This window comes from Candidatus Zixiibacteriota bacterium (assembly GCA_036397555.1).
GTDB lineage: Bacteria > Zixibacteria > MSB-5A5 > WJJR01 > WJJR01 > DATKYL01.
The window spans coordinates 39,517-51,689 of record DASWIS010000021.1 but is presented as its reverse complement, the minus strand read 5'-3'; the positions used below and the strand labels follow the sequence as shown (position 1 = coordinate 51,689).

Annotated in this window: 9 protein-coding genes; 1 reads left to right on the top strand and 8 read right to left on the bottom strand. The window is 59.4% G+C overall.

Translation table 11 applies throughout. The annotated features are described in order from the left end of the window. Positions 1-3: 3 nt before the first annotated feature. Complete coding sequence (locus tag VGB22_07320; GenBank protein ID HEX9751075.1) at positions 4-1,698, bottom strand: carbon starvation CstA family protein; 1,695 nt, start codon at positions 1,696-1,698, stop codon at positions 4-6. Between the two features lie 340 nt (positions 1,699-2,038). Here VGB22_07320 and VGB22_07315 point away from each other — a divergent pair, with 340 nt between their 5' ends. After that, a complete protein-coding gene (locus VGB22_07315; protein HEX9751074.1) occupies positions 2,039-4,618 on the top strand; it encodes a hypothetical protein in 2,580 nt (859 codons plus the stop codon). On the opposite strand, the gene VGB22_07310 is transcribed toward VGB22_07315, so the two are convergent. The 7 genes from VGB22_07310 to VGB22_07280 all read right to left on the bottom strand — a co-directional run bounded on the left by VGB22_07310 (position 4,615) and on the right by VGB22_07280 (position 12,107). After that, the gene (locus VGB22_07310; protein ID HEX9751073.1) at positions 4,615-5,142 is read right to left on the bottom strand and encodes a DUF309 domain-containing protein; all 528 of its coding nucleotides are present in this window, start codon (positions 5,140-5,142) and stop codon (positions 4,615-4,617) included. The two genes, VGB22_07315 and VGB22_07310, sit on opposite strands and share 4 nt — an antisense overlap. Then, complete coding sequence (locus VGB22_07305; protein ID HEX9751072.1) at positions 5,139-7,100, bottom strand: aconitate hydratase; 1,962 nt, start codon at positions 7,098-7,100, stop codon at positions 5,139-5,141. The genes VGB22_07310 and VGB22_07305 overlap by 4 nt, the downstream gene beginning before the upstream one ends. Before the next feature lie 26 nt (positions 7,101-7,126). Then, positions 7,127-7,951 (bottom strand): ABC transporter substrate-binding protein, encoded by an 825-nt coding sequence (locus tag VGB22_07300; protein HEX9751071.1) that lies wholly within the window; start codon positions 7,949-7,951, stop codon positions 7,127-7,129. A gap of 4 nt (positions 7,952-7,955) precedes the next feature. Then, positions 7,956-8,465 carry a metal-dependent transcriptional regulator gene (locus tag VGB22_07295; GenBank protein HEX9751070.1) on the bottom strand — a complete coding sequence of 170 codons (510 nt, stop codon included), beginning with the start codon at positions 8,463-8,465 and terminating at the stop codon, positions 7,956-7,958. A 94-nt stretch (positions 8,466-8,559) separates the two neighbouring features. Continuing rightward, a complete protein-coding gene (locus VGB22_07290) occupies positions 8,560-10,287 on the bottom strand; it encodes a hypothetical protein (protein ID HEX9751069.1) in 1,728 nt (575 codons plus the stop codon). Continuing rightward, a complete protein-coding gene (locus VGB22_07285; GenBank protein ID HEX9751068.1) occupies positions 10,287-11,612 on the bottom strand; it encodes a BamA/TamA family outer membrane protein in 1,326 nt (441 codons plus the stop codon). The genes VGB22_07290 and VGB22_07285 overlap by 1 nt, the downstream gene beginning before the upstream one ends. A gap of 9 nt (positions 11,613-11,621) precedes the next feature. Further along, complete coding sequence (locus tag VGB22_07280; protein ID HEX9751067.1) at positions 11,622-12,107, bottom strand: response regulator; 486 nt, start codon at positions 12,105-12,107, stop codon at positions 11,622-11,624. Positions 12,108-12,173: the final 66 nt, after the last annotated feature.

Genomic DNA, 12,173 nt, shown 5'->3' with positions numbered 1-12,173 from the left:
GTCTCATTGGCCGCTTGTGGTGACAACTGGGCTTTCCGGCAGTCGTTCCGAACGCAGCCACTTGATTAATCCTGCCCCCACAAGATATAGCGCCAGAATGATCAAGGCGAGCGCGGCGGTAGCGTTGACCAGCGCCAAATCAAACCCCTGGGCCGCACGACAGTTTCCGATGACGAGCGCGAGGAGCGACCACAGCGTGATCGACAACACAAACAGCATCGGCAGCAAAGTAAACATGATGCGGCGACGTGAGCGGTACAACCAGACGGTTATTGTCAGAAGCGTCAGCGCGGCCAGCAACTGATTCGACGCCCCGAACAAGGTCCAGAACTTGATCCAAGACCCTTCACCGGCGCCCCATAGCAGAAACACCGGTATGGCCAAGGTCACGCCGGTGGCAATCAACCCGCTGAGTAGGTTGCGCACGCCGATCAACTCCTGAATGATGTATCGCGCCAACCGCGTGCAGACATCGAGCGTGTCGAAGACGAAAGTCGAAAACGCCATCGCGCCGAATGTGATCGCAAACGGCAGGTTGTCGCGCCCGATCAACAGCGTCAGAAAACTGCCGATGCCGTTGCCGTAGATCGTGCCCGGCTTCAGACCGGCGACCTGCTCACGTGCAAAGATCATAATCGTCACCAATGCAATCAACGCGACAAACCCCTCGGCCAGCATCGCGCCGAAGCCGACCGGACGAATGTGCGACTCGCGCTCAATTTGCTTCGATGTCGTTCCCGAGCAGACCAGCCCATGGAATCCGGAACATGCGCCGCAGGCAATCGTGACAAAGAGGAATGGGAAGAGTGTACCGGTCATGGCGCCGGTGTCCCATGTGATAAACGCGGGCTGCTGGATCTCATACCCTCCGAAGAACATGCCGATCACACCGAGCCCCAGTGCCAAAAACAAAATGAACCCACCGAGGTATCCGCGTGGCTGAAGCAGCGACCATACCGGCACTACCGATGCAATGCCGCAGTACAGCAAGATCAACACTCCCCATGTGCGCGCATCGAGAATCAGCAGATTCGAGATATGCGTTCCCAGCCATGCCACTCCCAGCGACGCGGGAACGAAGATCAATGTAATGAGCCAGAGCGGCGGCCGCAGAAACCGTTGCACCATGCCCATCACGACCGAAAGGACAAGATACATCACGCTGGCAGCCGCGACCGCTCCACCTGGATTGAAATTGACCATCAGCCCCTCGAATGATCCGCCGCGATGGACAAATGTCCCCGATGTGATGTCGGTAAAGGCGACTATAACGTAGATCAGGGCGATCCAGATAAACACGAGAATGGCGACACCCGCTTTGGGTCCGAGATGCTCGCGCGTGATCTCGGCAATGGAGCAGGCACGATGACGAACCGATGCCGCCAGTGCTGCGAAGTCGTGCACGGCGCCGATGAACACGACTCCCAGTCCGATCCAGAGCAGGCAGGGCAGCCAGCCAAAAGTCTGTGCCGCCAGGATCGGTCCCGCAATCGGTCCGGCTGCGGCGATGGCGGAGAAGTGTTGCGCGAACAAATAGAATGGTTTTACGGGGACAAAGTCGATGCCGTCGTTGATCTCGGTCGCCGGTGTCGGGCGCCCATCATCGAGCGCGACATGCCGCGCCACCCAGCGGCCATAGAAGCGATAGGCGAGACCCAGCAGGACGATGAATCCGAATGCGAGGAGAGGCAGACTCATACGGCAACTCCGGGACAAGTTAAGCGGCGGCGAGGAGTCTTGTGCAAGGCCAAATAGCCACCCCCCGCCCTTCGGGGATGTGTCACCTTCCCCATGTCATGATGGTATTGTTATTGAGATCGCGCGTGGCCGCCTCTATACTGCCATTGTCAGATTCGACATAGCGGAGGGCTCAATGATCCGTCCTGCGAAGCGATCGCCTATCGGTGTCACGATTGTGATGACGGTACTACTGAATCCATTATCTGTGAATTTAAGCCACGGCGACGATCAAGATTGGACACGGCTCGCGAGTGATCACAATACCAAGACCCTGCCTGATTCGCTATCCGTCCTGACGATGCAACTACTTGGAATTGGTAGTGACTACGCCAGCGCCACCGTCGGTACTCAGTACTCTGTCGGACAGAATGGACAGCTCGGCTTTGGGCTTCCGTCCATCGTCGAGCTTCCGACTCGAGGCACGGTCGATCTGACTGCTCTCCAGCCCGGCGTCGCGCAGCGCGGCTACAGCAATCCCATATGTCTCCGCGGCAGTACCGAAGATCAATTGGAATACTTTGTCGACGGGGTATCGCTTCAAGATCCGTTTACGAACCGATCGATCGCGTTTGCGAACAACAACTCACTTCAGTCGGCGACACTGCGTTCCGGCTCCTTTGAAGTCGACCGCGGCAGTGTGATGTCGGGGCTCACCCTTACAGACATGCGAAGCGGCGGCGGATACCTCAATGGCGCGATCGAGACACTGACCGACAATCTCGACGGCGGCGATCTCGGTTTTCATCTTTTCAGCATGGCCGCGCACGGTTCAATCGACCCGGGAAGCAGACTAACGTATTCCGGAGATTTCGAGCGAAACACGTCGGGCGAGCGCAATCCCGGAGGTCCTAATCCGTGGAATTGGCGCTGGAACTGGCGGGCCAATCTTCGCTGGACGCCTGATTCCCGATTCGCGCTGGCGGCCGGCACCATCGGCAATGAACGGGATCGGCACTGGATACCGCCGGCGTACTACTACGACGCGACCCACGCGCCGCGTTCGATCGACAAACACCATTCGGTCTGGGGGCGGGTGCAATTCAAGCCACATGAGCGCGTCTGGACCCAGACTGAATTACGGTGGTTTTCGGCTGAATCGGAATCCGGCGACGGCGTCTACTTCGATGATCTCCTCGCCTACGGCCGGCCAAATGGGAACCCGCGCAACGATGAAGAAGATTTGTTCCGAAGTTGGGACGATCTGAATCTCGATGCCGATAGCCAGGCAGTTGGCGTGCTGATCCCATTGCACACCGAAACGATGTTCGAGAGCCGGCAAGTCGAATTGCCGGACGGAACGACAATTGAGCGCGACTTTGTCGCCTCCGGCGATGAATCGCACGTACACGATGATTACTTTACACGTGAGAATTCATACATCGGTGGACGGTTCGATTTGTCGATTCACCCCATGCGTGGCAATGAAGTCCTGGCAGGGGCGGAACTTAAGCGGCACACGGTCCGTATGTACCAGCACTACTTCCCGACGCAAATCTATCTCGGTACAAATGGCGGATTCGACGACGCCAACCGGTATGGTTACGACCTTCTTGGCAATCCCATTGACGACGAAAACGTCTTGAACGGACTGAAGCACCCGGTCGATCTGGCGCTGTACCTGCAAGATGAATTCCGATGGGATGATTTGACGATCCGCGGTGGTGTTCGACTCGATCGCTTCGACTATGACTCCTACGTTTTCCGCGACCCCGACCATCCATTCGATCCGAACGGCTACCTTGATCCCGAGATTACTCCTGAACCGACAATGGACGAATTGATTGACGGACAGACACTCACTGAATCGGATTTGAATGAGGCGGAACCGCACACAAGGCTCTCCCCGCGCGTGAGCGCTGGGCTCGCGGCGGGTGAGAACACATACCTTCACTCTTCGTTTGGGCGGTACGTCCAGCGTCCCGCCTTCGAAAACCTGCTCGTGGATTACGAGTTTCTTGAGTACAAGATCCGCACCGGAGGGTACTCGGTCGCGTTCGGCAATCCCGCGTCAGAGCCGCAGGAGACGTGGTCGCTCGAGGCCGGAATTCGCCAGCGTCTCACGGGCAACGCCACAGCCAGCGTGACGGCATTCTCGAAGGACATCAGCAACATACCCATGCTGGACGCTCAGCCGGTTGAACCAAACACATTTGCGCAATACCAAATCTACGGTGAAGCAATCGCTCACGGGCTTGAGACCCAAGTCCGATGGCAGCCGACATCGTCATTTGCAGCGATACTCAACTACACGGTTCAGGAAGCGACCGGAACCGCATCGCCGCTGCCAATCCGTCGAAACATTGCCTGGACGGCCTATCAGCCGCCGACTTCGTCTGATGCGCCCATTGCTCACGATCAGACACACCGTCTGGTCGCCATCGCTGACCTTCGTTCGATTGAGGATGGTCCCGCCGTGGGCGATTGGCATCCCTTCGCGCACTCGGGTATCAGCGCGCTCGTTACAGCGGGGAGCGGATTCCCGTATACGCCGGTCACAGTTTACAATGCGATCTCTCTCGGAGCCCTGTCCCCGAATGCGACGGGCGATATCAACACCGAGCGCACGCCTGCCTACTACCGCGTCGACCTGAAAGCGTACAAAGAGATTCGCATGGACAATGTCGGCCTGGAGATTTATCTCTGGGTTCTCAATCTGCTCGACCGCGACAATGCACTCTATGTTTTTGAGGGCTCAGGCAGCGCTGATGAGACCGGCTGGCTTGACACGCCATCGGGGCAGGAGTTCTCAGACGCACACTCACCCATCGACGATGCGTCGTTGCTCAACGGTGAGCAAAAGTACCGGCTGCGTGAGGGTCTGGAACCCAACTACGACATCGGTCGCGAGATTCGCTTCGGTGCCCGAATTCTCTTCTAATCGAATTGCAGTCTGATAATCGCGGGTGTGTCGGACTTTCCGCCGAAGTACCAGAGCACATCATCGCGAAACTGATCCACGTCGACCCCCATATACGTCGCCGGCACGATCTCCAGATGCTCCAGCGCCTTCGTAGCTAATGATGCACCCGGCGTCTCACTCTGGACCTGCGAATTCATGAATCGTCTGAGATTGGCCGCGGCGATTTGGATGATCCCCTTGAGAAACTCCGACTGCACATGGTTTGACTGGACACGATGCCAGATCGCCTCCAGTTCCTCGTGACATTCCCACCAATAACCGTGGTTGTACAGGTCGATTCCGTAGAGATACAACTCGCAATCGCGCCATTTTTCCGGTGCCAGCGTCGCCCAATCGGGCTGGGGCTCGGGTAGACCGTAGGAATGCCCGGCAGGATCGCGTCGCGGGTGCGGTTTCTGCCCCGGAACAAAACGGTATGCGGGAAAAAGTCGAGTCGTGTAGCGTGGCGGCAGGTTTGATTCAATGTCCGAACCGTCCATCATCCCGCCGCAGCACCGGTCAGCTTTCGGCGCATGTGGTTGATCAGGCCGCCCGCTAACAGGATGTCGACTTGCCGGGATGAAAGGGAATGCTTCAGCGCGAATACGGTGCCGCTTCCGACCAAGGTAGCGCGCACACCGGGGCCGCCACGGATCGCGGCATGGATGTCGTCGAACCGCAGCACGTCGCCTTGGTGGACACGGGCGTAATCGTTCGAATCGGCAAAGGTCAGCGGCAATACACCGAAGTTGACGAGATTCTGCCAGTGTATGCGCGCGAAGTCCTTCACGATCACCGCGCGCAATCCGAGGTAACGCGGCGCCAGCGCCGCATGCTCGCGGCTGGAACCCTGGCCATACGTCGCGCCGCCGACCACGCAGTGCCCGCCATGGTCTCTGACCGCCATGGCGCGGTCGTGGTAGGTCGGATCGATGATGTCGAAGCAGAATTCGGCGATCTTCGGGATATTGCTGCGAAACGGCAACACGCGCGCGCCCGCCGGCAGGATATCGTCAGTGGAGATCTTGTCTCCCATTTTCAGAATGACCGGGAGCGTCAGCGAGTCGGGGATCGGATCCAGTTCCGGCAGTGAGGCTATGTTCGGTCCCTTCTCGAGTGCGACCTGTCGCGCCGCTTCTAATGGCAGCGGCGGCTGCAACATCGCGGTGTTGATGATCATGTCTGCCGGCTCCGTCACATGCGGATAGGACATTCCGAGCGTGCGCGGATCGGTGATCACGCCTTTCAGGGCGGAGGCGGCCGCTGTCTCCGGGCTGACCAGGCACACCCTGTCTTCGATGGTCCCGGAGCGTCCGGGAAAATTACGCGGGACGGTCCGCAGACTGATCTTGTGCGTCGCCGGGGCCTGACCCATTCCGATGCAGCCGTTGCACCCGGCCTGATGTAAACGCGCCCCGGAGCGGATCAACGTGCCGATGTGCCCATCGCGAATGAGGTTTTCGAGGATTTGCCGCGAAGCGGGATTGATGTCCAGCGAGACATGGGTCGGCAGTGGTTGGTCTTTGACCATCTCCGCCACGATTGCGATATCACGGTATCCCGGATTCGCTGACGAGCCGACATACGCCTGATAAATCTCCTCACCGGCGACTTCGCGCACCGGTTTGACATTCCCCGGACTCGACGGCATCGCGATCAACGGCTCCAACTTTGAGAGGTCGATCTCTTCGTCGATGTCATAGCGCGCATCGGATTCGGCCCGCAGTTCGGTAAAATCTTCGGGCCGTCCCTGCTGTGTGAGATAGCGGCGGACTTCGTTGTCCGCCGGGAACACGCTGGTCGTCGCGCCGAGCTCGGCGCCCATGTTGCAGATCACATGGCGATCCATCACCGTCAATTCCGACAATCCGGGTCCGCAGTATTCGATGATGCGTCCGACACCGCCTTTGACATCGTGCCGTCGCAACAATTCGAGTATGACATCCTTGGCGCTGACCCAGTCAGGCAGCCGCCCGATGAGCTTGACGCCCCAGATCTTCGGCATCGGGAAGTGAAACGGCTCGCCCGCAATTGCCATGGCGACTTCGAGACCGCCGGCCCCGATCGCCAGCATGCCGATCGCCCCCGCCGAACAGGTGTGGCTGTCGGAGCCGAGCATAGTGCGTCCGGGTTTGCCGAAACGGTCCTGATGCACCGGGTGGCTGACACCATTGCCCGCGCGGCTGTACCACAAACCGAACCGTTGGCACGCACTGCGCAGAAACAAGTGATCGTCGGCGTTCTTGTGGTCTTCCTGAATCAGGTTGTGATCGACATACTGGCACGACAGCTCGGTCTGGGCGCGCTCCAGCCCCATCGCTTCCAATTCGAGCATGACCAATGTGCCGGTGGCATCCTGTGTCAGCGTCTGGTCGATTCGGATGCCGATCTCGCTGCCGACCGTCATCTCGCCTGCGATCAGGTGCGAACGGATCAGCTTGTGCGCGACTGTTTGTCCCATCTGCTCGTCCTTCAATCACTGATCGATCAATGGCACGCTGCTGTAATGATTCGTTCCAATGCCTCCAGCCCGTCGGTCAATGCCGCCGGGCCCGGCTGCAGGATTATCGTGCTTTTGACCTCACAAAGACAGCCGTTCTGGACGGCGGCGACGCGGTTGAATCCGGGACGCGCCGCAACTGTTTCGGGGCGGAACTTCCGGCCGCACCACGATCCGATGATGACTTCGGGATTGCGGCGGACTATCTCATCAGGCGAAACGATCCGTCCGGAGGCGATCGGCTCCGATTTCAGCTCCGGGAAGATGTCCTCTCCCCCGGCGGTTTCGACCAGCTCGGCAACCCAGCGGATGCCCGAGATCATCGGATCATCCCATTCCTCGAAATAGACTCTTGGATGTCGCGGCAATCGTAATGCCCGCTCGCGCGCCTGATCGACCCGTCCGGCCAGACGCGCCGCGAGGGCATCGGCCGCGCCATGATAGCCGACGATCGACCCGACGACGCGAATCGTACTGAGGATTTCTGAGATGGACCGCTGGTTGAAGGTAAAGACCGACAACCCCTGCCGGATCAGCTCACGGGTGATATCGGCCTGCAAGTCGCTGAATGCGAATACGACATCGGGCCGTATCGCGAGAATCCTGTCGATGCGCGCCGAGGTGAAAGCCGAAACCTTCGGTTTCCGGCGCGCCTCCGGGGGGCGCACGGTGTATCCCGAGACACCGACGACCAGATCGCCCGCGCCGATGGAATAGAGAATCTCTGTGGTTTCTTCGGTGAGACAGCAGATGCGCGCGGGATAACCGTGCCGTGCGGCCGTCGACGTCACCGGGGCCGCTGCCACCGTCATCGCCTCACACCGCCCGGTCTGTGTCGGCGCTCTGCGGTGTTTTGCCCAATTCGCACTCGTGGCAAAAATCGCCGGCGTCCCGCAGCGAGAGGTACTCGTGGAAATGAGAAATCACAGAATGGACATCCTTGCCGCAGCGCGTCATGAACGACAAAAACGAATCCAGCCGGGTGAGTGTTTCCTTGCCGACCACGTGTTCAATCTCGCAGGCATCGCGTGCGGCGGTCTCTTCATCGACTCCAAGGACATCGTGGAGAAAACGCTTGAGCGCTTCAAATCGATGGTTCACCTCGGACGCGGCACGGTAACCCCTGCTCGAGAGCCGCACAGCGCCATAGGTGTCGTGCAGGACCAGCCCTTTGGACTTCAGCGATCCCAACGCACCGGAGACGCTCGGCATGGTCACACGCAACGATTCGGCAATCGCTTTGACCCGGACCGGCTCACCATCCACTCCCAGGCGGAGAATCGTCTTTAAGTACATTTCCATGTTGGGAGACAGATGCTTGTCCATCGCAGACCTCAATTCGAAGATACGACACCAACTCACATTGTAGGGTGAAAAACAGGGATGTCAAGCGCGGCGGACTTGCTCCTGCGCCGTTACTCTATGCGTCCCAGTCGATGCCGACAAGACGTGCCGACGCAGGCGTCCCGTCGTAGTAGAAGTAGACGCGAACCGGCTTGTGCCAACGGCCGTTATGACGGGCTTGGAGCGTAATGTTGAACACGCGGTCATCTGGTGTCTGCGCGGACTGCAGCGCATTGGCGATCTTCTGTTCGGCGCTCTGGTCGAGGGTGAGCGATGTACCCGACAACAACGATATGTACGATCCCCACGACCCGGCCTTGTGTCCGACGCGGTATCGGAATTCTGCGTTCTCCGACGTCAGGCCGTCGGTGATGAACCGATCGACAAACGACAAAGCCAGCGCGCCACCCTCTTGCGATATGGCAAACGCATCGAGCGGACTGACATTGCCGTAGTAGTAGTCGAGAATCTTGCGGCGGCGCTCCATCAATGTCTTCACGAGATACTCTTCCGCCGCCGGATCACTGTACTCAGCCGCTTTAACGCAGGCGCGCAGATCGTCCTCGGTAAACGCACCGACGATGCGCGCGCCCCAATAGGCATCCTCGTCGTCGACATTGTCGAATGCGGGATTGGCGTGCAGCGGCTTCCATCCCGGCGGGGTGAAGCGTTCGCTTTCGAAATACCCTACCGCCGGCGGCATCCCCTTCGATGATGCCTCCTCCCAAGACCACTGGCGCAGCCCAAGCGTGAAGAGCGAGACGACCGCCTGCTCCAGGTCGAGGGTGTAGGCGTATCCCTTGTAGGACGGCTTGGGCTCGTCCGCATCCGAGCCGAGCGTCGAGCCGAAATCGATCAGGTAGTGACGCACGTACGGCCCGTTGCCGTCGTCGGCGATGATATCCAGCGTGTTGTGGTCCTTGGTGTCGTAGTGGTTGACCAGTTGTGCCAAAACCTTCAAACCACGCAATTCGCGCCGGTGCTGATGATTGATGAAATCATTGGGGTCGTCTTTGCGCGTGCCTTTGTACGAGAATGGGCCAATCGGTGTTCCCGGCAGAAACCGGCTGGCCACGACCCGCACCTTGCCATCGGGGCGCCGGGCGACTGTCTGCAGAACCTCGTTTAAGACATCGCGCGTGAATGGCTTGCGATTGCCCCCTTGGTCGGCATACTCGAGACCCTCTTTGAAGCGTATCGTGTTCGGATCGAGAACTGAAATGTAATTCTCCGGGACATTGTAGCCGCAGGCATGGAAAAACTTTGTCGAGATCATTTCCGCCCCGGTCGCCAGTTCGGGATGTCCATCAGGGTCGAACTTGATGATGAACGTTACGCCGTTTGAGTCCTGCGCGAAGAACCCCGGGGTTACGCCTTCGGTCTTGGCGCGGGTGATCGTCCACGGGTGGGTCGTATCGGGACCATCGATGGTGTTGGGGCCGCGCAGGATTTCATCGGGTGTCATGCGATTGGAGCCATGACGATTGGTAAACCAGGCGGAGTTGGGGACATTGCCCCACGCATCGGCATTGTGCGCGTCCTTCGTACTTCCGGTGAGTTTGCGGGTCTGGCGGCCCAGGTTCAGCGAGTTTTCGACCAGGTAAAACGAGCTTTGGTTGACCGCGTCCCAATAGAGACTCGGATCGCGTTCCGACGGCTCCGACGGCAATGGCCGCATCTCACTCTGCTCAGCAGGGGGCGGCTCCAGACTCCAAGGCCGACTCGACGCGCAGCCGCCCAGGAGAATGCCGGCGGACACAATCCCTCCGGCTACGACTCCGAAGCGATGCGTGGCCCGCCTCATCAAAACTCCTCACCCGCTGCGAGGTAAAAACGAAACTGCTCACGTCCCTTGGCGAGCGTCAACTCCAGATGGCCGCCTGTATTCCATACGCGCAGCCCGCCGCCGTAGGCGGAGCGGAAACCGGAAAACTCAAAATCCTCGGAGATATCGTCGAAGACACGTCCCTGATCGGTAAACAGAAAGGCGTCGATCGCCCGCCACACTGGCCATCGGTACTCGGCGGAGAAGAGCACCATGTCCCGCCCCGTAAAACGTCCGCTGCGGTAGGCGCGCAGAGAGTTGGAGCCGCCCAACCGTGAGAGTTCGTAAAACGGAATTCGGGTGCCGTTGCCCGGTTCCAGATGCTGTGCGGCCGCGCGCAGACCGAATACGCGCCCGCGCCACAACTCGATGTACTGGGAGACCTCACCGCGAATGCGCCAAAACCCGACGGTCGTGTCGCCGGGGCCATCACCGCCGACGTAGGAAACTCGCAGTTCATCGCGCCCGCCGCGACGCGGCGAGCCCTTGATGTCGCGCCAGTCGAGCACGACCGCGCCGCCGAATTCGTGGAGGTCGAGCGTGGCATACAGTCCGAAAAGGTCGTCGTCGGGAAAGCGGGCAACGATCGAATCGCGTTCTCCGATCGTTGTCCTTCCGCGCCCGTCGCCGGGGGTCACATGACGGTATTCACCGAATCCTTCAGCCGCCAGCGCATCGGTAATCTGCCAGAAACCGCGCACATTGCCGAAGCCGCCCCGCCGTTCGTAGTTGGATTCATCGTCGGCCGAGGACGACGGTCCGTAACCGTAGTAGCGCTCGCGCGTGTCGCGTCGTGCTCCGATCTCCCCTTGCATTCCGAACGGCGACTCGAACAGACTCGGGCCGCCGATTCGCAGCGACAAAAACTCGTATCGATTCGTCGAGATGGTCCCCTTCAGACGCAGCGGAACACCGGTGGCCAGTGCGCTTCGTGCCCGGTACTGAAGCCCGCCGCGCAGTCCGGTGCGCGATGACGATCCGACTACGGGTCGGAGGCCGAAGGGCACGTCGAAGGAGAAAACCGACTTCAGCGATTCGAGAAAGTCCTGGTCCTCGACGAGCTTGACCGGCCCGGAAACCACGACTCCGAACACCCGGAAGGGAAGCTGCAGGGCAAAACTGGGGACGGCAAAGACATAGTCGAGCGCGTCGTGCCGGGAGCGCGATGCTCCTGACGTACGTGACGAATCCGTCTCGCCGGCTGAAGTCGCAAGTTCCGGAGTGAATGAGACGAGCAAAACAGCCCACAACGGCCACAGAACCGGGTGACCGTGCGAACGACGTGCGCGCCGGAACAGACCCATAGAGCGAAGCTACTTGAAGGCCTTCATCAGGTCGGAATAGACGCCCTTTAAGGCGGCCGAGGCGCGGTCCAGTTCGGCGACTTTTTCGGAGAGGCGTTTCAGCAGCATGCGCTTTTCGATCGCGTTGCGGATGACCAGGCGCAAGTCCTCGTTTTCCCAGGGCTTTTCGATGTACTGATACAGTCCGACGTCGTTGATGGCCTTAATCGCGTTTTCCTTGTCGGCATAGCCGGTGAGCAGGACGCGCGTCGCTTGCGGCTGCATTTCCTTCATCTGCAACAAAAACTCAATCCCGTTGATCTCCGGCATGAGATAGTCGGAGATGATGACATCCACGGGCTGCTCGCGAAGCCCGTCGATCGCCGACTTCGGCGATGTGTACGTGAGCACTTCGTAGTCGGTTTCCAGATTCAGGAAGTTCTTGATGCTCTGCAGGACCATCGGCTCATCGTCGACGACGGCGACGACACGGTGGTCATTTGTGCTGATGTCCATTGTGAATTCTCTCTTGGCGCACCGGATGTCAATATCGAAATCGCGAACGAAGATAGTCGAACGATG

Bases quoted from the DNA above. Each gene is read 5' to 3' on its own strand.
- VGB22_07320 (HEX9751075.1), bottom strand. From the start codon at position 1,698: ATGAGTCTGCCTCTCCTCGCATTCGGATTCATCGTCCTGCTGGGTCTC.
- VGB22_07315 (HEX9751074.1), top strand. From the start codon at position 2,039: ATGCAACTACTTGGAATTGGTAGTGACTACGCCAGCGCCACCGTCGGT.
- VGB22_07300 (HEX9751071.1), bottom strand. From the start codon at position 7,951: ATGACGGTGGCAGCGGCCCCGGTGACGTCGACGGCCGCACGGCACGGT.
- VGB22_07310 (HEX9751073.1), bottom strand. From the start codon at position 5,142: ATGATGGACGGTTCGGACATTGAATCAAACCTGCCGCCACGCTACACG.
- VGB22_07295 (HEX9751070.1), bottom strand. From the start codon at position 8,465: ATGGACAAGCATCTGTCTCCCAACATGGAAATGTACTTAAAGACGATT.
- VGB22_07290 (HEX9751069.1), bottom strand. From the start codon at position 10,287: ATGAGGCGGGCCACGCATCGCTTCGGAGTCGTAGCCGGAGGGATTGTG.
- VGB22_07285 (HEX9751068.1), bottom strand. From the start codon at position 11,612: ATGGGTCTGTTCCGGCGCGCACGTCGTTCGCACGGTCACCCGGTTCTG.
- VGB22_07305 (HEX9751072.1), bottom strand. From the start codon at position 7,100: ATGGGACAAACAGTCGCGCACAAGCTGATCCGTTCGCACCTGATCGCA.
- VGB22_07280 (HEX9751067.1), bottom strand. From the start codon at position 12,107: ATGGACATCAGCACAAATGACCACCGTGTCGTCGCCGTCGTCGACGAT.